Source organism: Aporhodopirellula aestuarii, from assembly GCF_023701485.1.
In the GTDB taxonomy this organism is placed as follows: Bacteria; Planctomycetota; Planctomycetia; order Pirellulales; family Pirellulaceae; genus Rhodopirellula; species Rhodopirellula aestuarii.
On the sequence record NZ_JAMQBK010000039.1, the window covers coordinates 58,240 to 81,181 of the forward strand.

Annotated in this window: 17 protein-coding genes and 1 tRNA gene; 5 read left to right on the forward strand and 13 right to left on the reverse strand. The window is 56.3% G+C overall.

From position 1 onward, the window contains the following. Positions 1-11 precede the first annotated feature (11 nt). Complete coding sequence (gene fmt / locus NB063_RS14645; RefSeq protein WP_250929483.1) at positions 12-1,019, reverse strand: methionyl-tRNA formyltransferase; 1,008 nt, start codon at positions 1,017-1,019, stop codon at positions 12-14. Further along, positions 1,016-1,600 (reverse strand): peptide deformylase, encoded by a 585-nt coding sequence (gene def / locus NB063_RS14650; RefSeq protein WP_250929733.1) that lies wholly within the window; start codon positions 1,598-1,600, stop codon positions 1,016-1,018. Before def ends, fmt begins: the two co-directional genes overlap by 4 nt. A 371-nt stretch (positions 1,601-1,971) precedes the next feature. Here def and NB063_RS14655 point away from each other — a divergent pair, with 371 nt between their 5' ends. The 3 genes from NB063_RS14655 (at position 1,972) to NB063_RS14665 (ending at position 9,708) form a co-directional block, all read left to right on the forward strand. Next, on the forward strand, positions 1,972-7,305 hold the full coding sequence (locus NB063_RS14655) for a DUF1549 domain-containing protein (protein ID WP_250929484.1): 5,334 nt from the start codon (positions 1,972-1,974) through the stop codon (positions 7,303-7,305). Between the two features lie 667 nt (positions 7,306-7,972). After that, the gene (locus NB063_RS14660; RefSeq protein ID WP_250929485.1) at positions 7,973-9,451 is read left to right on the forward strand and encodes a DUF1501 domain-containing protein; all 1,479 of its coding nucleotides are present in this window, start codon (positions 7,973-7,975) and stop codon (positions 9,449-9,451) included. A 185-nt stretch (positions 9,452-9,636) separates the two neighbouring features. Further along, a tRNA-Gln gene (locus tag NB063_RS14665) sits at positions 9,637-9,708 on the forward strand. On the opposite strand, the gene NB063_RS14670 is transcribed toward NB063_RS14665, so the two are convergent. The 5 genes from NB063_RS14670 to NB063_RS14690 form a co-directional block, all read right to left on the reverse strand. Then, positions 9,684-11,093, reverse strand: coding sequence for a site-specific integrase (locus NB063_RS14670; protein ID WP_250929486.1), 1,410 nt, complete (start codon positions 11,091-11,093; stop codon positions 9,684-9,686). The genes NB063_RS14665 and NB063_RS14670 overlap by 25 nt on opposite strands. A gap of 277 nt (positions 11,094-11,370) precedes the next feature. Continuing rightward, positions 11,371-13,257 (reverse strand): DUF3987 domain-containing protein, encoded by a 1,887-nt coding sequence (locus NB063_RS14675; protein WP_250929487.1) that lies wholly within the window; start codon positions 13,255-13,257, stop codon positions 11,371-11,373. A gap of 558 nt (positions 13,258-13,815) precedes the next feature. After that, a complete protein-coding gene (locus NB063_RS14680) occupies positions 13,816-14,001 on the reverse strand; it encodes a hypothetical protein (protein WP_250929488.1) in 186 nt (61 codons plus the stop codon). A gap of 352 nt (positions 14,002-14,353) precedes the next feature. Further along, entirely contained in the window at positions 14,354-14,605 is a 252-nt protein-coding gene (locus tag NB063_RS14685; RefSeq protein WP_250929489.1) for a helix-turn-helix transcriptional regulator, read from the reverse strand. A gap of 214 nt (positions 14,606-14,819) precedes the next feature. Continuing rightward, a complete protein-coding gene (locus tag NB063_RS14690; RefSeq protein ID WP_250929490.1) occupies positions 14,820-15,692 on the reverse strand; it encodes a hypothetical protein in 873 nt (290 codons plus the stop codon). Between the two features lie 197 nt (positions 15,693-15,889). Here NB063_RS14690 and NB063_RS14695 point away from each other — a divergent pair, with 197 nt between their 5' ends. Next, a complete protein-coding gene (locus tag NB063_RS14695; RefSeq protein ID WP_250929491.1) occupies positions 15,890-16,216 on the forward strand; it encodes a hypothetical protein in 327 nt (108 codons plus the stop codon). Positions 16,217-16,322: 106 nt separating this feature from the next. Beyond that, a complete protein-coding gene (locus tag NB063_RS14700) occupies positions 16,323-16,493 on the forward strand; it encodes a hypothetical protein (RefSeq protein ID WP_250929492.1) in 171 nt (56 codons plus the stop codon). Between the two features lie 273 nt (positions 16,494-16,766). On the opposite strand, the gene NB063_RS14705 is transcribed toward NB063_RS14700, so the two are convergent. The 6 genes from NB063_RS14705 to NB063_RS14730 all read right to left on the reverse strand — a co-directional run bounded on the left by NB063_RS14705 (position 16,767) and on the right by NB063_RS14730 (position 22,942). Next, a complete protein-coding gene (locus NB063_RS14705) occupies positions 16,767-17,156 on the reverse strand; it encodes a transposase (protein WP_261367398.1) in 390 nt (129 codons plus the stop codon). Positions 17,157-17,159: 3 nt separating this feature from the next. Continuing rightward, entirely contained in the window at positions 17,160-17,885 is a 726-nt protein-coding gene (locus NB063_RS14710) for an IS630 family transposase (RefSeq protein ID WP_250929494.1), read from the reverse strand. 218 nt (positions 17,886-18,103) lie between these two features. After that, the gene (locus NB063_RS14715) at positions 18,104-19,921 is read right to left on the reverse strand and encodes a trypsin-like peptidase domain-containing protein (RefSeq protein ID WP_250929495.1); all 1,818 of its coding nucleotides are present in this window, start codon (positions 19,919-19,921) and stop codon (positions 18,104-18,106) included. A gap of 286 nt (positions 19,922-20,207) precedes the next feature. Further along, a complete protein-coding gene (locus tag NB063_RS14720) occupies positions 20,208-21,125 on the reverse strand; it encodes a hypothetical protein (protein ID WP_250929496.1) in 918 nt (305 codons plus the stop codon). After that, positions 21,122-21,994, reverse strand: a complete 873-nt coding sequence (locus tag NB063_RS14725; RefSeq protein WP_250929497.1) for a hypothetical protein — start codon at positions 21,992-21,994, stop codon at positions 21,122-21,124. The genes NB063_RS14720 and NB063_RS14725 overlap by 4 nt, the downstream gene beginning before the upstream one ends. Positions 21,995-21,997: 3 nt before the next feature. Then, positions 21,998-22,942: a MotA/TolQ/ExbB proton channel family protein gene (locus NB063_RS14730; RefSeq protein ID WP_250929498.1), complete on the reverse strand. Its 945-nt coding sequence runs from the start codon at positions 22,940-22,942 to the stop codon at positions 21,998-22,000.

Sequence of the window (22,942 nt, forward strand, 5' to 3'; positions counted from 1 at the left end):
GTGAGCGAAATTCAAGCTTTCCCAAAACGAAATCCATTTTCGAGACGATGTCCGCGGATGAATTCTGCCGCGTCCATCTCATTCTTACCCGCCGGTTGCAACCGCTCGACGATCACACGGCCATCACCGCACCCGATCGCCATTTCGTTTTTCGTCTCCGTTGGCAGCAAACAGCCGATTTGGTCCGCCGTCACGGTTTCGTCGGCCACCGGCGTCACTCGTTGGATCGCCAGACGGATCGGTGGCTTCCCCGGCTTCGTTTCGGCAAACGTGTACGCGACCGGCCAAGGTTGCATGCCGCGTACGAGACAATCGATGTGCCGGGCTGACTTGGACCAGTCAATTTCGGCTTCGGCTTTACTCAGACGCGGCGCCTTTGAAACTTTTGACGGATCTTGGACCGAGCCGATGACCGGCAGCGGCTCGCCACTGACATGCGATCCGAGTTCTCGTTGCAATCTCTCGATCGCTTCCATCGTTGCTTCGACGCCGAGGCGAGACAGTCTCTCTTCGAGTTGGCCTGCCGTTTCGGTCGATTCAATCGGCGTCCGGCGGGTGGCAACGATCGGACCGCCATCGAGCCGTGGAGTCATATGGATCACGCTCACGCCCGTCTCGGTATCGCCACTGAGAACCGCACGTTGCACCGGAGCAGCGCCACGATACGCGGGCAATAAAGAACCGTGCAGATTGATCCCGCCCCACGTCGTTGCCGCAAGCGCCGGTTTGCCCAAAATTTGTCCGTAGTCGCAGACAACCATCAGATCGGCACCGAGTGATTCAAGCTGCTCGACGGTTTCCGGATCGTTAATGCTCGCCGGAGCTTCGATCGGCAGCCCGTGCTCAGTGGCCCAATCGCGGACGGGAGCAGGCGGCGGCCCACCCCGACTCTTGACCGGTGGCATCGGCCGCGTGATCACGACCGGAATGTTATGGCCGGCAGCGCGGATGGCTTCGAACGAGGGCACCGCAAACGGGCCCGTTCCCATCAAAATGATTCGGATGGAGGCGGAGCTCATGTGTATTTCGCTTCCCAATCGGCCAAGCGTTTTGCGAGTTCGGCGTCGTCCGGGATGCTGCCGGTGCTGCGGAGCGAATCGAACGTGGTTGCAAACTCCGCCAAGCCGTGTTCGATATCACGCATCGCTTCACTGCTGATGCGATCGAAAAACATCACCCCGTCGAGGTGATCGACTTCATGTTGGACGACTCGAGAAAGAAACCCATCAAGTTCCTTGTTGATCTCGTTGCCTTGCAAGTCATAACCCTGCAGCCGAACTGTTTTGGGCCGTTTGACTTGCGCGTATAACCCGGGAACGCTGAGGCACCCTTCTTGCCCCGCTTCGCTGCCCTTGGGGCGGTCGATTACGGGGTTGATCACCACCCATTCTTCGCCCTCGCCTCGCACACCACTCGCGTTGGCAACGAACATCCGGATCGGTAAATCAACCTGGTTGGCAGCGAGTCCGACGCCTTCGTTCTTGTACATCAGGTCCAACATTTCCGCTGCCATCTCTCGGAGCTGGGCGTCAACTCGGACGATCGGCCGGCTCCGATGGCGAAGTGTGGGGTGCGGGAAGTGGATAATCGAAAGGGACATGGCATCGACATCAAATGGAAACTTGGAAAAAACGTCCCCTAACATGATGGATTTTCGCTGTTTTGATAAGGCACCACGGGAACGAAAGGGGGCCGACACGATCAAGATTCTTGGTTGACTGGCGGTTCTGGCACCATTAGGCTGGCGTGATGAGCTGGGGTTGCTCTTAGCGACTCAGTTTATCCCCGCCTGCCTCCCACCTATTGGCTACCGATTCGGACCTCTCGAATTGGACCGGCGATGATTGTTCATCCGTTTCACGCGGCTGTTTGATCGGATTGTCTGGCGAACACACAGCGAACCTTCGTTGGTAGAGCTTGCCGTCGATCACGACTGACCGACCGCGTTCAACGCCGCAAGGAATATTCGTCGTGAAAAGTTGTCTCTTTGTATCCGGTCAGAGGGTTCGATGCCTCGTCACTCGGACTCTCTCTTTGTGCTTGGCTCTCTGTTTCTCCGCGTCTTCACTTTGTGCGGACCCGCCTGCGGAAAACGCCACGACCCAAGACGTTCCGGCAACAATTGGTGGAACCGCTCGTCAGGTCAGCTTTCTAACTGACGTCTTGCCGATCGTGCGGACGAAGTGTTTCGGTTGTCACCAAGGTGCCCGAAAGCTTGGCGAATATCAGATGAACGATTTCGCCGAAATGCTGCGGGGCGGTGAATCGGGCGAGCCCGCGATTGTCCCCGGTGATGCCAACGCGAGTTATCTGATCGACCAAATCGTGTCCGAAGACGGCGTCGCGGCGATGCCCAAAACCCCACAAAAGCCGCTTCACAAATCTGAAGTGGAGCTGATTCGACGATGGATCGATCAAGGTGCGGTGAACGATTCCGGTGAAGCACCAGGGTTGGCAGTTTCTCCCGATCATCCGCCGCAATACGTCGGTCCGCCGACAATCCCATCGATCGACCTTTCACCTGACGGAACAACGCTCGCCGCTGCCGGTTATCACGAAGTCGTGTTGGTTGACGCCGAATCAGGAGAAATTCGTGACCGGCTGATTGGGATCAGCCCGCGGATCAACTCCGTCGCTTTTTCTCCCGATGGCACTCGTCTCGCAGCCACAGGAGGCACCCCGGGCGAGCATGGCGATTTGCAAATTTGGGACGTCGAATCGGGGCAGCTAACGCTCTCTAAAATGATGACCCACGACACCATCACCGGTGTGTCGTGGTCGCCTGATGGAAAGCTCGTCGCGTTCGGCGCCAACGACAACGTCGTGCGTGCGATCGATTCTTCCTCGGGTGAGCAAGTCCTCTATCAAGGCGCGCATGAGGATTGGATTCGCGGCACCAGTTTCACCGCAGATGGAAAACATCTGATTTCCGTGGCCCGTGACATGACGTGCAAATTAACAGAAGTGGCCACACAACGGTTTGTTGACAACATCACCTCCATCACGCCAGGGGCCCTCTCGGGTGGACTGTCGAGTGTCGTCACTCATCCGACTCGTGACGAAATTGTCGTCGGTGGTTCCGACGGTATCGCCAAACTCTATCGTGTCTTCCGTCAAACCGAACGAAAGATCGGTGATGACGCCAACCTGATTCGTCGGTTGCCCGCGATGGACGGGCGGATCCGTGACGTCGCCATTGACGCAAACGGCCGATACATCGCTGCGGGAGCGACGATCAACGGACACAGCGAAGTGCGGGTTTGGGAGTACGATTCCGAAACCGGTCTGACCGCCGAACAAAAAGCGATCCTGGCAAAACGTGTCGCTGATCGCTCGGCGGATGAGAACAAGAAAATCGAAGCTGCACGCAGCAAACCGACGCCCCAAACATTGCACTACAAAATTCCCGATGCAGCGGCTTACAGCGTCGACGTGGACGACGACGGAGGCGTTTGGGTTGCCGCCAATGACGGATTGGTTCGCTACATCACACCCGAAGGAATCCTTGAGAAGTCTTACCCGATCGCCGACTGGGAGCACTCCGGTTCTGATTCAGTGGCGACATTCAATTCCGATGTTTGGGTCAAAGAATCGAACGGACGGGTCCGGCTCGAATCAGATGCAAGTGATCCGGTATCGACGGCTTCGCTCGTCAGCGATGCCCAAGTCGTTGAATTGAAGGTGACTCCGACCGCCATCGAGCTGGCATCGCCCTACGAATACGTGCAACTCGTTGCCATGGCGACAATGCAGGATGGTTCGACGCTGGACGTCACCGACCAAGTCGAAATTCATCCGCATGATTCTCTCGCGATTCAAACGGGCGGGCTGATCCGGCCGCGAGGCAACGCGGCTGGCGAGGTGAGTGTTCAGTTTGGTCGACATGTTGTGAAAATCCCATTCAAAAGCACTGGGCAAACCGAGTTTGATGTCGACTTCATCCGCGACGTCAATCCCGTGCTCAGCCGTCTGGGGTGCAATCAAGGAACCTGTCACGGAGCACAAAAAGGCAAGAACGGATTCCGTTTGTCGCTACGAGGTTACGACCCGATTTTCGACATCCGCGCACTCACTGATGACCTCGCCGCGCGGCGGATCAATCCCGCTGCACCGGAGGATTCGATGATGCTGCGCAAACCGCTCGGGTTGACTCCTCACGAAGGTGGCACATTGATGTCCAGCGGAGATCCGTACCACGCCGTGCTGCGGCAATGGATTGCGGCGGGTTCTCAGTTGCGACTCGAGACACCACGCGTGGCATCGATTGAATTGTTTCCCAGTAACCCCGTCGTGCAGTCGATCAACGCGAGACAGCAGGTTCGCGTCGTTGCCACGTACACGGACGGTTCGTCTCGTGATGTCACCCGCGAAGCGTTTATCGAAAGCGGCAACAGCGAAGTCGCGACGCCCCGTGCCGGTGGCGTGCTTCACGCCGTCCGCCGCGGCGAAGCTCCCGTGCTCGCTCGATTCGAGGGAGCCTACGCTGCCACCACGCTTACCGTCATGGGTGACCGAACCGGTTATGAACAACCGGATGTCCCGTCATGGAACCGAATCGACGAACTCGTAGCGCAGAAATGGGAACGCATGAAGATCGTGCCCAGCGATATCGCCGACGATGCAACGTTCCTACGCCGCGTTCATCTCGACCTCACCGGATTACCTCCGTCGAGCGACGCCGTCCGAGCGTTTTTGGCCGACCCGACTCCGGTCCAAGAAAAACGTGCCAAGGTCGTTGATCAACTCATCGGTAACGATGACTTCGTTGTCTATTGGACCAACAAATGGGCTGACTTGCTCCAAGTCAATCGAAAATTCTTGGGTGTCGAAGGCAGCAAAACGTACCGCCAATGGATTCGCGATGCGATCGCCGAGAACCGCCCCTACGACGAGTTTGCACGACAGATTCTGACCGCGACGGGATCCAATCAATCCAACCCGCCCGCGTCCTACTACAAAGTGCTCAGGACGCCGGAAGAAACGATGGAGAACACCACGCATCTGTTCCTCGGCATCCGATTCAATTGCAACAAGTGCCACGACCATCCGTTTGAACGATGGACCCAAGACCAATATTACGAGATGGCTGCATTCTTCGCCCATGTCGGCCGCAAACGTGACCCCGCATCCGGTGACCGCAAAGTGGGCGGTTCCGCCGTCGAGAAGGCGACGCCGCTATTCGAAATGATCGACGATTCGTCTGATGCGGAGGTGATGCACGCACGCACCGGTGATGCGGTCGCTCCGAAGTTCCCATTTGACCTGCGATCCGACACGCCACCAACCACCGATGACGACGTTGCAAATCGCGATTCAGTGGATGCTGCAAATCTCAACGCCGTTCCCGCAGAAACATTGACGGCGGTCCGAAAGGCCGACGATGTCAAGTTGCCGTCTCGTCGTGAAAGGCTCGCCGAGTGGATGACTTCGCCCAACAACGCGTATTTCGCTCGCAGTTATGTCAATCGAGTTTGGGCTTATTTGACCGGCGTCGGGTTGATCGAACCGATCGACGACATCCGCGCCGGAAATCCACCGACCAATCCCGAGCTTCTCGATTATCTCACGGACGAATTCGTGCGATCGGGATTCGATTGCCGTGCGCTGATACGATTGATCTGTCATTCGAGGACGTATGGTTTGTCCGTCGAAACGCATCCGCTCAACGCCGACGATCATCAAAACTATTCGCACGCAACGCCGCGTCGATTGCCTGCGGAAGTGATCTACGATGCTGTGCATCAACTGACCGGTGCCACCAGTAACCTGCCCGGCATGCCCGCCGGTTCACGTGCCGCCGAGGCAACGGATGCGGGGATCGCGTTGCCCGACGGTTTCCTTGCAAGCCTGGGACGCCCCGTCCGCGAGACCGCGTGCGAGTGTGAACGCAGCGACGACCTCCAGCTCGGTCCCGTCATGGCGTTGATCAGCGGACCGACGATTGGCGCGGCAATCAGTGATCCCAAAAACGAGATCGAGAAAATCGTTTCCGAAAATGCAACCGACGAAGCCGTTGCTGAAGAAATCTTCCTGCGAGCGATCGGACGTGTGCCCACGGTCGCGGAACTTGACGCGTTCATTTCAATGACCGCGCAAATCCAGACAGACCATCAACATTTGGTCGAACGGCTCGCGCGAGCCGAGGCGGATTGGAAAGATGAATTCACACGGCGCGAAGCAGTTCGCACGTCAGCCCTCGCCGAACTGGAAACCCAGGTGGCATCACGAGAGGCGGAGATCGCCGATCATCAAGCGGCTTTGCGACAAAAACGCGAAACCGCGATCCAGCAGGCAGAAGCCCGACTCGCCGAGGTGACCGCTCGCATTCCAGAAGCCGTCAAAACGTGGGTTGCCAAAACTCGCGACTCCGCCCATCCCGAATGGTTTCCGCTGATGCCGATATCCGCGTCATCAACCGGCAAAGTCGTGCTCCGCGTCCAGCCTGATCGCAGCGTGCTCGCATCCGGCAAAGCTGCCAAGGCGACGTACACGCTCGATTTTGAAACGAGCCTGAACCACATCACCGGTTTTCGAGTCGAAGCGATCGCGGATGCCGCATTACCCGGTGGTGGACCTGGGCTACCGGAAAACGGCAACTTCGTCGTTACCGAAATCGCCGTGCAGGCGGGCTCGAATTCGACAACCGATCCGAAGAAGCTCGCCGCTGTTAGAATCGCCAGCGGGCAGGCTGATTTTCTGCAATCTGGTTTCACGATCAAACCCGTTTTCGATGGCAGAGTCGGCAATCAAAACGGTTGGGCGGCCGCCCCGAACCTTGGTCGAGACCATTGGGCCACGTTCCAGTTTGTCAAACCGATTGACGTGCCTGAGGGGAGTGACAACGGCAAAACGAAAACGCGGTTGCGGTTCACAATCTCGCAAAACCACAAGGCCGCCAATCACCTTCTAGGCCGTTTTCGAATCAGCGTCACGACACACGACGGCGACATCCCGCTGGGTATCACCGAGTCGCTCGCAACGGCCGCAGCCACGCCCGCTGACCACCGCACTGACGAGCAAACCAAACTGCTCACCGATTATGTCAGCGGCAACGACGCGGCGCTCCAAAAGGCAAACGCTGCAGTCGTCGAAGCGAAAATGCCCGTCCCCGCAGACGAAAAACTGTCCGCGCTGCTCGCTCGCAAGAAGAAGCTAGAACCCGTCACCCCCACCGATCCCGACCTGGAAACGCTGCGGGCAAACGTGCAACGCAGTCACACTCAACGAGAAAACTACCGCGTCACCGCCGCCGAAGATCTCGTCTGGGCATTAATCAACACGCCCGCGTTCCTCTTCAACCACTAACACCAACCCACTGTCGCCACGGCACTCCGTGACGTGCTTTCCCAACTCCCGAAAGCGTCCACGACCTTCGTGGCACCCCACAATCGCACCCAACGCTAACGCCAAACCAACCACTGTCGCCACGGCACTCCGTGACGTGCATTCGCAAATCTCGAAAGCCTCCACGACTTTCGCGACACTCCACAACCGCCCCCAACGCTAACGTCAAACCAATCACTGTCGCCACGGCACTCCGTGACGTGTTTTCCCAAACCTCGAAAGCCTCCACGACTTTCGCGACACCCCACAACCGCCCCCAACGCTAACACCAACCACTGTCGCCACGGCACTCCGTGACGTGTTTTCCCAACTCCCGAAAGCCTCCACGACTTTCGCGACACTCCACAATCGCCCCCAACGCTAACGCCAAACCAATCACTGTCGCCACGGCACTCCGTGACGTGCTTCCTCAACTCCCGAAAGCCTCCACGACTTTCGCGACACTCCACAATCGCCCCCAACGCTAACACCAACCACTGTCGCCACGGCACTCCGTGACGTGCTTCCCCAACTCCCGAAAGCCTCCACGACTTTCGCGACACCCCACTATTGCATCCAACCGAAATTACACAAACCGGGCGCTGACGTGTCCCGGCTCACAAGACCCGCCTCGCCCCAAGGAACACTCATGTTGTCATTCAAAGGTCATGCCGCCAAAGACCTGTGTGATCCACATCTTGCCGCGACCCGGCGTACGTTCCTGCGAGTCGGCGGCGCCGGGATGCTCGGCATGTCCCTGCCGCAAATGCTTCAATTGCAATCAGCTCAAGCTGCCACCGAAACCCCGCACCGCGGTGGCGGACCGGGGTGGAACAAGGCCAAGAGCATCATCATGGTTTATTTGCAGGGAGGCCCCAGCCAACTGGACTTGTGGGATCCGAAAGAAAACGTTCCCGACAACGTGCGCAGTCAATTCAAACCGATCAGCACCAAAATCCCCGGCATCAAGTTCACCGAGAATTTGCCCCGGCTCAGCCAACTCAACGACCGCTTCACCACGATTCGGTCCATGTCCTACACACCCAACGGCCTGTTCAACCACACCGCTGCGATTTATCAGATGATGACCGGGTACACGACCGACAAAGTCAGCCCGTCGGGTCAGCTCGAACCGCCGTCACCCAAAGACTTCCCCAACTTCGGCAGCAACCTAGTCAAGATGCGGCCCATCGATCAACCGATGCTCCCGTTCGTGATGCTGCCGCGTCCCTTGCAAGAATCCAACGTCATCGGAAAAGGAGGCACGGCTGGTTTTCTTGGTAAAGCCTACGACCCGTACACGCTGTATCCTTCCGGCGACGACATGTCGATGGACAAGATGGAACGCATTCGCACTGACGACCTCAGCCTCCGAGACGACGTATTCGACGTTCGATTGCAGCGCCGAGCCAATTTGCGGCAACTTCTCAATGAACAGATGCCGACGATCAACCAAGCGGTGGAAGAGTTCCAACTCGATCAGAATTATGACCGGGCGTTGTCGTTGGTCTTGTCCGGCCGCGCCCGCGATGCTTTTAAACTCAGTGCCGAGGACGACGTGCTGCGTGATGCGTACGGACGCAACACGTTTGGGCAAAGCTGTTTGTTGGCCCGTCGGCTCGTCGAAGCGGGCACGCGGGTCGTGGAAGTGATCTGGCCCAAGGTTGCTAACAGCGATAACCACTCGTGGGATCACCACAAAGATCTGAGCAAGCGGATGAGAGACCAGTCCGCCCCGATGCTCGACGCCGGGCTGAGCACATTGATCGAGGACCTCGACCAACGTGGTTTGCTCGAAGAAACGCTTGTTGTTGCGGTGGGTGAATTCGGCCGCAGTCCCCAGCGGGGAGTCAGCACCAGCGGCAACAATAATTCCGACGACGGACGCGACCACTGGCCGTACTGTTACACCGCAATCCTCGCCGGTGCCGGGATGCGGCGCGGGCTTGTGTACGGCAAGAGCGATGAGACGTCCTCCGCCCCGATCGAGAACCCCGTTCACCCCGCCGAACTGCTCGCCACGATCTACCACAGTTTCGGGATCAATCCCGAAACGATCGTCTATAACCACCTCAATCAGCCCCGAGAACTGGTCAAAGGCCAGGCGGTGACGGCGTTGATGTCGTAGTTAGCTCGGTGTGCAAAACGGCACCAAAGACCAGAGGTGATCGCCGGCTGGGTGGAAACCGACAAAAACAAACCCGGCAAAAATTTTTCTCCCAACCGGCCCGAAACCGCCCTTTCTCCTCTTTAGCAACCCGCATTCGACTGCTAAACTTCGCCTCATCGAAGGAACCCCCAAGGTTCCCCCGATGCCCCGTGGTGTAATTGGCAACACAGCTGGTTTTGGTCCAGCCATTCTAGGTTCGAGTCCTAGCGGGGTAGTTTTGCGATAGGGCATCTTGAGACACCACGAGACAGATGCCGACTTTTCCCGTGTTTTCCGCAACGGGGTTTCTTTGTGTCTCGGCTTGTCTGCCCATGTCCAGCGACGTCTGAGGTACAATTTGAGGTGCGCTCTGGCCCGGAATTACGGATGGACCGTTGACCGCCCGATCGAATTCTTGCTGCATCGCCATTAGGTAGTGCTTCTCGGCGACCCTCGGCGAGTTGCCCAGCCAGTTGCAGGCCGCTTTAATCTGGAATCCCTGGCGTTCGAGCTCAGACTGCCTAGTGCTCCTCATGCTCTGCCAAAAGTCCGACCACAAGACGACCTTCGCGCGAGCAGCACACGCCTCGATCCGTTTCGTTAGGTTCATGTCACGAGGGTACGTCGACTGCAGTAGCCCGCAGCCGCTGGTCATTTCTCGGTGTCGCAGAAGGTGTGGTAGCAATTCCTCGAAGATCGGCACGTCTCTGCGAATAAGTATCTTTCGACCCTCGTTATCTGCGCATTCCGGAGTGAGCGGCACCCCCGTTTTTGTGCTTAGGATGTGCATTCTGCGGTTTACAAGATCGAAGTGTTCCCACCGTTGGATGCTCAGTTCATGACGGCGTAGTCCTCCGTAACGGGCGAGTGCCAACATGACTCTCAAACCCTCATCCTCCGACGCTTTGATTAAGCGTTCCACCGAATCCGCCGGTACCCAATTGAAGTCGCTCTCTGACTTTTTGGGCTCGGCGGTGCTGATTCCGTCAAACGGGTTTTCGGACAATTTGCGATCATCTATCGCGGCAGTGAAAATCCCTTTTAGTTTGCGTAGTCGTGTGCGGACCGTGGTAAGAGATAAGCCGGATTTGTATTCCTTTGCCTCCGATCCATATTTCCGCAACCATGTCGCAAATTCCTTTGCGTTGCGGTGGGTGAACTGATCGAGAAAGATGTCTCCGTGTCCTTTTAGCTCTAAGAACCGATAGAGTCCACGGGCGTAGAGTTTTAAGTTCGATCGCGTGTCCGCCGTCCCACCGTGACCGTCGATGAAGTGATCAGCCCATTCCCGCAATCGCCAACGTCGATCTTGGGCGGGTTCCTCCTCCGACTCGGGCTTGGCTTTCGGGGGTGCCAATCCTTTTCGGACGAACCGCTCGTAGAGATCTCCGTCAAGTTTGCTGAGCCAGTTGGTTACGGCGGTGTCGATCTCGCTCCCGAGCCACAGGCGATCAACGATGTGCTGGATACGGGAGGCGAATTCTTCGGCTTGCCGCACGGTCCTGATCTCGGGAGGCATGTAGAAGCTCGCGCGCTTCCGCTGACCGGCATCGTCAAGTTCAAGGCTTTGGTACTGGTATTCGAAGGTGCCGTTCTTTCGTCGCTTGGGTTTGTTCGCCATCGATAATGATTCCTTGTCGTATGTTCAGTCGTCTTGCGTTGATTAGCATGGAGGCTATCGTGCGTCACGCCTAGTTCGCCCACGGGCATCGTAAGTTTGCTGATCCGTGGTTTTGCAAAAAGGTAAAGAAGGGCCGAGCGTGCTCGGCCCGTGTGGCCTTGGACAATCAGTCCAGGGGTAAATGTTTGGCAGGTGCAGCAAGGTCAATTGGTTTCTCTACTTAAGCTGCTCCTGAGTTCATTTCACGAAGTAAAGAACTGTATGTTTAACGCGAAGATCATGGTGCTAGCTCCGTCGATCTTTTAGTCCTCTTTTTTCGACGCTTTTTACCAGTCGTCCCCGGCGACGGCGACTCTCTGGCTCGTTTCCGTTTTGCCGCCGCTAAAGTGTCGCCGGTCGGTGTCTTCCTGGGTCTGCGAACAGGCTTTTTGTCCGCCCCTGTGGTTGGCGACGCGTTTGTTGGAATCCTTGTCTTTGCCGGTGACGTGTCACCGTCGCCGGTGTCGCTAGTCTCTCGTAATACGAGTCGCCGTGTTTTGCGGGTTACCCTCCAAGACGCTCGCCCTGAGGCAATGAGTTCCCGGCAATCCTCTTCAATGTGATTGCCTCCACGGTAGCGTCTGGGGCCGCGGCGGATCTCACGTTCGCTTGCCGATCCGCCGTGTGTCGCAATCCACTCTGCGAGGCGGTTGACATGGGGGCTCGTCCCGTTGGGCTCACAGTGTGTCGCAATACCGATCGCGTTATAGACACGTTCTGCTTCGTGAGCGAACCATCTCGACATTTCAATGCCGATCTCGATGCTCTGCAGTCCCACGGGCCCATCGTGCTCGCAGTTCGGATCGCCGGATGCCCATCGGGTCAAGTGGTCGACCAGTGCGAATCTGAGTGCATATCCCTCTAGCTTTGACCAAGCCGCCGCTAACGCGTCTTCATGCGCAATCGTCTCTGCTCCATGTGCATTCACGAACGCACTGAATCGTCTCCTCGCCTCGTCGGTGAGTGGTAGTACGATTGGCTTTCTGAATCCATCGACGACCTCATGGTCTAGCGTTTTGAGTCGGTCGATGACTTTTTCCATCGCCATGCGGGTCCCTCGTGAAAGTGTGGAGTCCGTCCACTGCTTCGCCCGGGGTGTCGGCATAGTCAATAGTAGACGAGCGAGCAGTCCGCTCTCTATCTGGCCGTTGCTGACAACCCTGGCAAGTGTGCGAGGTTGGATCGTTCCTGCGACGGAAACGCCAGTAAAAGGGACGTAGGTCCGTTCTCGGTTCGTTTTTCGATCAACGTTGATAGCTCGACCTTCGAAGAGCATCAGCCAGCGGGCCTCATCACGCCCAGCCCGACCGCCCGACGAGTATGCCCCCATGCCCTCAAAATAACCGCGGAGTTCGTCGCTTAATAAATACAACCCCCTCGGGTTTTCCGCTAAGAGGAGGGTGATGCTTTCAATCGTTTGGTCGTCGACTAAAAAGCGTTTAGCGATTGGCGGCTCGGGAGCCTCAGGGCTGGGGCCGCTGTCGCGTGATCGCTCCCAGGCCTTGAGCTTCTTACGATATTCGAGTTCATTTGCCTTGTGTTTTCGCTGTGCTTCAGAAAACTCTCGGTCATTCGCCTCTTCTGCCGGTTGCAGCAATTCGTACGACAAATCGTAGCCAACCGACTTAACGCTACCCGATCTTGCGACCACAGCGCCCCACATGATTGCGGGTGCGGTCCAGTCGGGCTTCGCAGCGATCTTACGTGTTGTGCCGATGCAGGCTGCGAGGGTTACCAAGGCTGGTAACGCTACGATACTGGTATCGGTTGCTCGTGCTTTTGCGCCACGCACCACATATTTTCGGACAATCGGAGGCAATAGCTCATCCGGAAACCGAATGAATTCGGCCGGCGATGCAGTTTCTTTAGGTTGTCGGGCATGTGGCCTCTCACGCTCGGACAGCTTAAGCAATTCGTCTTCAATCGCCTCTGGCGAAACATCCGCACCCTCAACGATAGCAGGTACTTTGTCCACGAGGGCGTCAATGAACCTGCGTCGGTCGCGAGCTCGTTCAAGGAACAATGCATCACGATGCAAGGTCTCTCCATCAAGTGTCGCGGCGATTGTACGTCGCCCGTTGGGCGTGATGGGATCAGCGGTCAGTGTAAGTGTCGGCTCGTTCATTTCACCACCTCCTTCATGATTTTCAGGGATCTCGTGGTGGATGCGTGAACGATCTGCAGTACCTCGTCTGCGTTAGCCCCTGACCGTATCCAATCGCGTGCATCGTTGTGTCCACCAGGTGGATAGATGATTCGCACCCTCGGGCAGACTGTCGCTAGTCGTGCGGCTAGCAATTCGGCGCCTTTTTTTCCCGCGAGATTAGTGTCGTCGTCAGCGACGATTACGCACTCATGCGGGTGAAGGCGTTTCACCAACTTCAGTGTTTGAGGCACGGCACCGCTACAGGATGGCCGTCCGATGCAATCGAAGCCTAGCGACAATAGAGAGGCACAGTCGGTCGGCCCTTCCGCGATAAAAAGGCGGTCAACTTGTGACGGAAGCTGCGTCGGTATAAATAGTCCATTCGTGCTATTTTTCACGCTCCATTTTTTCCCGGTACTCATCGATCGTAGCCGCACGCCGATGATGCGTTTGCGGGAATCTCGCATCGGCCACGTCGTAGCATGGTGCTGTTGCGACCATCCCACACGCAGTCGCTGTAGCTCAGTGACGGGCAGGTCAAGCCGGTGCGAGAGGCGGTCCCACCACTTCGGCTTCATTGCCTTGTAGCAAGACATCGCCAACCTTTTGAGCTTCTGATTGTGCTTGTCGCGTGGTGGAAGCGATATGCTGCGGATGGCAGGCGGCGGAGAGAGTGGGCCACTGTCTGTGTTCGATTCGCTTGAGCACTCGGGGTCGTCCCATCCTAACCACTCTACGATCCATTGGCGTGCCCTTGCGGTGTCGCAGTCTAGGAGCCAGCAAAGCGTGTCGATGCCATCACCCGGACGCGGAGTGGTGTCCGCATTGAAACATCCGCGGCAGTGTACGCTGCCTCGCACTTTAAAATCGGCGAACGCTGCAAAGCGATCAGTACCACCGCATCTAACGCAGGGATGTCCACGGCCATCAAGATGTTTTCGTGGCACGTCGGCAGCGTCGCGGACTGCGTCGCCCCACCGCCCCACCATGGCCTTCTTGATTTCCGCGAATGACACCCTGCGGTTATGTTTTGGGTGACGGGTCGCACTGTCACCGCGTTTCGGAGGTTGTTGATTCATTTTGCAGCCTCCGATTCGCGTTTTGGTGAACATTCGATGCTGTTGACGTGCATCGTGATCACGTCGGGGCGGAACCGAACCGTCCCTCCGATAACGACCTTTGCGGATGCTGGTAGGACGCCGCTAAGGATCCAGCGGTCAATTGTCCTTTCAGTCACCCCGCAGTACTTGGCGGCGTCTTTTCTTTTCCACAGCCCATCCGCTGTTGCCGGATTTTCTTTCGATATTGCCACGAGGCAATCTCCCATCTTTCTAGTTCTCGTTAACCGGACAGTGGCCCAGTGCCCGCTGTCGTGATGGGAGAAATCAGAGCGATTTGAAAGGCCAATCGACGTTACGGTAACGTCAGAATATCGCTAAAAAATGGTCGGGCATGCTGAGACGTTGGGATCCGATCAATCGACAACCCGGTAGGTTTAAATTTTTGGACGTTACCGTAACTTCAAGCGGTTTTCGTAATGCTTATTTGGGGTCCGTTTGGAATCCGATCACTTCGTAGCGGTTGACGTATGCGTCCGCGTTTCTGATCGCTTTTCTCATTGTTGAGATCTCATCGGTGGGGATGTTTTTCGCTTTGGCGTAGGCGGCAATCTTGCGATTGGAGTGCTTTTTTCTCCACGTCCGCCAATCTTTTCGTCGCATTAGATTGTCCTTTGTCTCCTCCCGCAGACTGTTCCAGTTCCTTTTCGGTTTTTGTCTCGGTTCCGGTTCCGCTTTGCCGAGCTGTTCGCGTTCCATCTCTTGGTTTGGTGCGTCCTGTGTCACATCTTGATTGATCCGGCTCTCGTGGTTCGGATGGCTTCCGTCCGCATCTAGCCACTCCCACGCGATCGATAGCTGTTGAACCGCCTTTAACTCGGGGTGGGCATCCATTGCCCCAGGCCAGTTGCGGCAGTGTAAGAAGCCACGATCGTGCAGCCAGCACGCTACTTTCTGTTCGGCCGTAAGCGGCGGGCGTCCCGTGTATCGATCGCCGGACGGTTTAAGGATTTCTCGTTCCGAGCCTTCGTCATCACGCAGGACATGAAGAGTTGGGGGCGTTGGCGGGCGTTTCCATGTGTCGGTACGCACCCATCTATTAAGCTCGACCCATGCCAGATCTACGCGAACTAGTTCGGCAACCATGGCTTCCCCGAGCCGATCACCTACGCCCAATTCCGCGTAACTCGCGATGACCTTATGTCGCTTGAGATCGACATCTAGATACTCCAAGTTCCCGTCTGCCGAGAATTGTAACGCACCCTGAAGGCTGAGCGGCACGGGAAGGTGCAGCTGTTCACTGCCGAAGCATTCCAAGAGCATAACAGGCCCGAGCCCGCTGATACCGTTGTGCATTCCGCACGTATTCTCTCCGCACATGCAATACTGCCGCCTCCTCATCTGTCGCAAAAAATGTCTTGAACTGACGCATTTCGCCGGTGATTCTAAGCACTCTTGCGTCGTCAGTAGAGAGGCAGGACCAATCCCCGAAAGTTGCGACTCATGCAAATGCGAGAGGGGAGTCATAAGGCAAGCTTCAAAAGCTTTCCCTCATGCTTTTCATTCGCACGGACGTGATTTCGGTACGACGATGGAAGAAGCGGCCATCAAGTCGGGGAGCGGTAGCCAACGCGATTGTGCGGTATCAAAAATTGGCGAGCTCGCATCTGCATGACGCGACACTCTTTGGAACGTTTCTGACTACCTGGGGTTTGCAGGGTGGAGTGGCGTGTGGGAGTTCGGTTGGCTCGACGATGTCATCGTCCCGCTCGTTGAAGAGGCGTCCCAAACCCAGCGACTGGCTCAGGCCACCACCACGCAACGACTCGCCTCACGCGAGTGATGACGCTCAGTTGATCATCTATACGAAGTCAACCTAGCGTTTCTCTTTCCAAACTGCCCCGCCACCGAACGCCCCGTCTGCTCACTCGAGCGGAAAGGGGCGTTTCGCGTTGGCAATCATCTTTTCCACCAAGGAATCCACCCATGAGTATTGCACTTGAATCTACGACGCAACCGCGATTTGAAGAAGTGATTGTCGGCGTGCATATCGGTGACGCAGTAGATCAGTGTCTTGCCGGGCAATTTTGGGTCAATGTGTTTAGCGAGTTCTTCGCAAATCACGCGATTGAAATTCTCGTTAACGAGGTGCGTTGATTTGTTTGAGATACTCGTCTCGTCTTGAAGTTTATCTAGTTCGCGTCTGAAGGATCACATCGCGAGATATCATCAGGATGGCGTGTCTGGCGGTTCGGCAATGCGAATATTCTATTTAACGCACCCATTGCCTTACGATTGAGATGACGGATTCGGTCAAGATGAATCGACATCGTGTTTCCGAAAACGAGTTTGCGATGATTGCCGCGACGCCAATACTCGCTGAACCCGCAGACGGGCTCCGGAGGTGTTCTCTAAGCACGAGAACAGGAGTTATTCGGCGTAATGTTGAAGCGACGGCATATAGGTCACTTCACCGAGTTCTGCGAGCTTCGATGTCAAAGTATCCAGCATAGTTTTGAACCGTTCCCAAGCATTTGCGGGCATCAGTTGGTACTTGAGTTTTTTCCACAATCGCTCGATCGCGTTGAGTTCTGGGCTGTAGGGAGGAATGTTGTAGACCAGCAAGCCCCGCTCCGCCCAACGTTCCACCGACGCCCTGAAGGTTTTGCTGGTGTGGCAGGACGCGTTGTCCAAGATTACCACTGTCGTCTGGTCGATGGTCTCGCAAAAATCGTCGAACACGTCGATAACGGTTTGCGTGTTGACGTAACCCTTGTGAAGGTAGGTCTGGGTTGTACCGTCCTGATGCTCGAAGCCCAGCGTCTACACCGTCGAGCCGTGCGCACCGGTGACTGGCACATCGGTGCGTTCACCAAGCGGAAGCCAACCATAGGGAACGACTCCCTTGAGGGAGAAGCCAGCTTCGTCGAAATAGACTACGTTCAATCCAGGTTCTTCGAGCAGCTCGGCAAGTTCTGCTTGAGCGAGTCGAAACGCTCGTTCGTCCCGTTTCTGCCGAAGGCTGCGGCGAAACCGTTTCCAGCTGAGAGTGAACCGTTTGGCATAACGCGACAGGGACTTGCGGCTGATCGATTTGCCCGTTTTCTCTTTCAGCTTCGCAATCACCTTTGCCGGGTGCGAGGGATACTCTCGGAGAAGATCCTCGAGGATCCGCTGCTCCTGATCGACGAGTTTTCGCGGCCCGCCCGGTCTGTCGTCATCGAAAAGGGCGTCGACTCCTCCCTGGTTAAAACGCGAGATCCAGCTGGCTGCGGTGTCGCGATCAACACCGAAGATGTCCACCAGTTGACTGACTTTGTAGCCGGCGTCACAGAGGATGATCGCGTGTCCCCGCATTCGCGTGTAATGATTGGGATGTTGTTTCCAAAGTTCGACAAGACGATCGCGTTGTTGTTCACTTTTGATTTCCGCAAACAGAACTGCAGGCCGTGCCGTGATACTCCTCCCGTTGAAGTTAGGAGGAAACGACGCTGTGGCGGCCGCCTGACCTTCAGGCAAAATGCTAGCAAAACCACGAGAGATTCCCATCGAACCAATGCTGCAATTCGCTTGCCAATTAAACACAATCAATCCTGTTCACGTGCTTAGCTGGACAGAGGAATTTTCGGTGATTGGCGAACCTGTTGTGTTAATCATCCGGTGGAGAATGTGGAATTCGTCATTGACGGGAAAGCAATATCACACCGTTCCTCCATCCATATATAGGGTTGGGTGAGTCATGTCCGATAATTTCCTCTGCTCAGTAATTAATGACTGTTTCCGGTGCCGCCACACGCCGGACATGAGACCTTTCCGAGGTTGCAACGGGGGCAGTCCTGTTTGAATGTTTTGGGAGCGGAAATAGGGCTACCATCGACCGAGCGGCCGACAATGACGACTCTGCGAATGCTCGTCTTTCCGTTGATGCAGCTTGGACAGGTGACGTATGTTCGGCCCCCACACCATAGACAACAATCGTCGGCAAGCAGCGAATGCTGAGTTGCCGATCGGTCACCGCCTGATGATCCGCCTGTTGAAGGGGCCGACGGTGGAGAAGGTCGAGCGATCGCGTAACAATGCACCATCAGCACCGCTTCGCGACAGGCTTCAATCGTGTCAGCAAACGTCGCGTGTGTCGCCAAGATGGGGCTGGGAAGTTCGACACCGGAGTCTTCGGCGAACCTCGCAGCGTCCTCGGGCAAGACGGCGTAGTTGCGGACTTCGTTCTGACGGTCAGTCGCGTAATTGACGCCTGCGACTCGCCCGGAAAGATCGACGCACGGACCGCCGCTATTGCCCGGCTCGACGGTCGCGGTGTGCAGCATGTTCTTCCCGTCGATCATAAACTTGCTGATGCTGCCGCGGTTGGACATCAGCGATGGTTCGTAGCGACCGGGAAGCGGGTATCCCAATGCCACGATCTCTTCTTCCTGCCGCGGATTGCTCTTGCGGATATGCAATGGTGGGACATCGATCGATTGGTCGAGCTTCAAGATTGCCAGATCAATGTGGACGTCACTGCTAACAGCCAGGACCGTTGCCTTGACTTCCAACCCGTGGTCGTTGGTCAGCAGAAACACTTCAACGTCTTTAACGACATGCCGATTCGTCATCGCGTACTGCGGAGTCAACAAGAAGGCGCTTCCGGAACTGACCAGAGTCAGCTCGTCGAGACTGACCGGAGCAGTGTTACCGGTCGTTTCCATGGAATCGCTGTCCGATCCGTCTGATGAACTGGTGTTCGAACTTTCCATCTGAAAGTGAAACGGATCGTGAGCAAAGGTATAATGCAATCGACTCTGAACTCGCGGTCCGGGTTCGGGATCGCCCAGACCCACCACAGTCTGAAGCGTGCGACGGGCACCCCCGAGATCAATCTTGCTGGACAGTAGCAGCGATGCGTTGTGGTGCGTGGCGAACGACAGCGTCCCCGGCGTGGCTTCGCCGGACAGTTTGAGAAAATTGGCGAAGCCTTCGGCACTGCCGTTTCGAGCCGCGACGACGGCTTGGTTGTTGTAGACTGAAGCGAGCGTTTTGGTGTGAACGCCTGGAAAATGCTGTTGAACTTTTTTGATCGCGGAAATAACTCTTTGGTTGATCCGAATCGCTTCTTTGATCTCCACTTCCTTTCGCGTCTGTACCGGCTTGAGGCCACCAAGGTAGAAGTCCGAAACGAGTCCACTGGGAGACGACTTACCGATTGCTTCAAGGGCAGCCATCAACGAAGCGTTTCGCAAATTATCGGTTTCGAGCTGCGAAACAATGCTACTCGCTTGATCGGCCGACTGACGAAGAATGTCGCAAGCTTCGAGGTACTCACGGTCGGCTTTGCTGAGCTTGTTTCTTTGCATCACAACGGCTCGTTTGCCGGTGTGAAGCTTGACGGCAATTTCGTTGAAGTCAACCATCTGGGCGTCGACCGAGTGCCGACCGCTGACGTCGGTCCAACTCCGGCGTTGAGACAGGTTTTGTGCCGAGGTCGGGCTCACCGTAGCCACCGAACAAGCAAGCCATAAAGCGACGCCGTAAAATGACGCTTGCTTTAAAACGTGACATGGCTCAACGATAAGAGGATAACAGTGCATGCCAGAACCTTCGGGTTAGCACGGGGGCCCTCAGACGGGCGGGTTGGGTCATGCGAAATATAGATATTGTTGAGTCGTTTGGCAAATTGCGATGAGTCTTTTTTCAAAGACGGATGAGGGTAATGTCTTTGAGACAAAGAGGATGCAACGATGGCCCTGCCGTTTTGGGGCTCTCTAACTCCGAACGCCAACGCCCTTCCCCAAGAAGCCGTGGCGGAATTGGCAAGCACGCCGGGTTTAAGAAGCCAGCTCCTAATTCGGAATCCAGGTTCGGGTCCGGTCACCCCTACTGCACCCGGCTTCGTCCATTGCCATAGACGACTTCAAGCGGTTCGCCTTCGCCTTGTACCCATAGGTCGTAATTCATGCCGAAGGATTTGAATGCGTCACGGACCGGTCCGAAATGGTGATAACTATCCGGGTAGACGGCGATGATGAGCGTGCCGTCTTCACGTGACAGGCGACGGGCAGTTTCGCGAATGGCGATGATCGATTTTTCGCTGCCCAAGGTGATACCTTTTCCGTATCGAGGCGTGATTCTGTAACCGTCTGACCCAGTGCCCGGGATAGGGGCGGATATGACGTGTTTGTCGAAGAAGTCGCCTTTCTCATCATCAGGCGACGCGACCAAAAATAATTCTTCGCCCGAAAGCAATATGATTCCACGTGTCCCGGCACCTCGACGTTCTAATGGGACCTGCATCGTTTTTGACTTCTCTTTTCGAACGATTTGCCACTCGGCTTTCGCGGTCGCCAGTTCGACGCTGGCTACTTCGAGTTCTTTCTCCGCTTGTTCCACTTGCTCGGGAATCGTGGCGGTTTCGGCGGCGATGTCCATCAATTTTTTGCCGAGCTGCTGCCGCTGCTCGATGAGTTTCTTTTCGGTCGCGGAAAGATCCTCCAGTTCGTCGCGTCGATCGACGAGGTTGGACACTTCAGAATCAAACTGGAATTCGGGCGTCGCGTCACGGACGCTTTGCAAATCGAGTAAGCGACTTTGTTGCTGACTGAATTCCAGTTCGAGCGTTCGCATCGTCAACGCTGTGACTGGTTGGTCCGCGGATTCGGAGCCGCTCGGGTCGTGCCGGATTCTCGCCAACAGCGCTACTAAGATGGCCAAGAAGACGATGCCGCCAAACGTATTGCAAATCGTGTCCAGAAACAGGTCGAAACTATCGCCTTGATCGGATTCGCGACGTTTCATCCTTGATCCAGTTCAAATAACAGTTGAATATCCGCGTCACTACCGATGACATCGAATCCGTAACGGATGGACGTAGACAGATTACGAGATCCGAACAGAGACGAACCTTGGGTGGAGTCGAAATATTCGCGCAAGGTTTGAAAGTCTTCGGCACCACCGGGAGCGACCAAAACCAGATAGTGAGACTTCTGAGCGTCGCGTTGTTTGATCGCCCTGATCAAGTCTTCGACGTCGACAAAGGCGCGATTGACCTCACGATCGCCTTCCCGCATTGAAAGGCGTGCAGACCGACTGGGATGCTCGCCCAAACGCACGATGACTAAGGCGCGTCCATCACGAAGTCTGTCGTTGTATAGCGGGGAATCATTGCCTGCAAGCCTTTGGGTGCGAGCCTTGAAGTCGGCGAGCGTCGATTGCACCTGCCGATTCTCAGCCTCGATCTTCCGCATTGCCGCTTCGGCTTGTAGCCGGGCAGATTGGTACCTCGACTCGGCGTCCTCAATTTGTCGCTCAACGGCGGCGAGTTGACTGGTGAGTTGTTCATTGCGGCTTTGCTGTTTTTCGATTCGCTCGAGCAGCACTTCCTCAGTCACTGTCGATGACATCGCGATCGCCTGATTCTCTTTCTGTTGACGCTGCCGCATTTGTTGAAGTTCGGCTTCAATCGCATCGGCGTCAGCGCGGGTTTGGTCAATGACTCGCATGATCGCGGCGGCATCCCCGGCGGGGGTTCGTGACGCCGCTTCGACCTTTTCGAGTAATTCCAAGATCATGATCAGCGTGATCAGGATAAAGATCCCTACCACGGCGGTGATGATGTCTTGAAACGCAAAGAAGGATACGCCCGGCCCGCCAGATTTTCGACGCATCAATCACCTCCCTTGGGAAGTTGCGGCGGATGCGCTCGCTGGTATCGTCGCTTGCGGCGACGGACTCAACTCCGGCGGTGCCTCTTGCAAACCTTGCGTTGCGTCGTCGGCCCGCATGCGGGAAACAATTTGACTGAGGCAGTAATCCTGGCACTGATCCAGGAACTCCTCTTCGGCTTTCTTTTGTACCGTGATCCAAAGCTGCAAGAACAACGCGATGACCAACGCGACCAAAGTCGTTTCAAACGCCGTCGATAGTCCCCCGGTCACCTCCCGAAGCGAACCGATGATCCCCGCCACGTCGCTGTCGTCGGTCAGCAGTGCCGAGAAATTGCCGATCGCGCCGGCAAGCCCCAGTACGGTTCCGATGAAACCCAACACCGGAATCGCCCACAGGAAACCGGAGAGCATCCCGAACGAGGTCGCCGACGCCGACTCATCGCGATCTGCCATCGATTGCAAAACCTCGTCAACGTCACCGATGCGTCCCAGGTTTTTCAAGCTCGACAAAGCGATCAAAATTCTACGAAAGACTAGAAACTGATCGGGGAAGTCCGCGATTGCGTGGATCGTCGTCAGTACGTCCGGGGCGGTCTGTCGGGTCAGCACGAAGCGTTGATTTTCCGGTACAACCGGCCGGGCCAACGCGCGGCGCTGGACTGATAGTTTCATGCGTTTGAAGATCAGAATCACGGCCGCCCAAAAACCCAGCAACACCGCGGCGTACTGCGTCGGTCCGCGGTCCAGCATCATCGATCGAAACGGGCTCGCGGGTAGCGATGAAAGGATACCGAAGAAAATTGCGGTTAGGATCAACGCGATCAGACCGCAGAACGCGGTACGGACGGACGTCCCCGCCGCGGGCGATAAACCGAACATCGCTTCGGGGTCGCCTTGGCGGACGGACAAACGCTCGGGCGAGTGCGGCCAAGGATTGGAGGCTTGCAT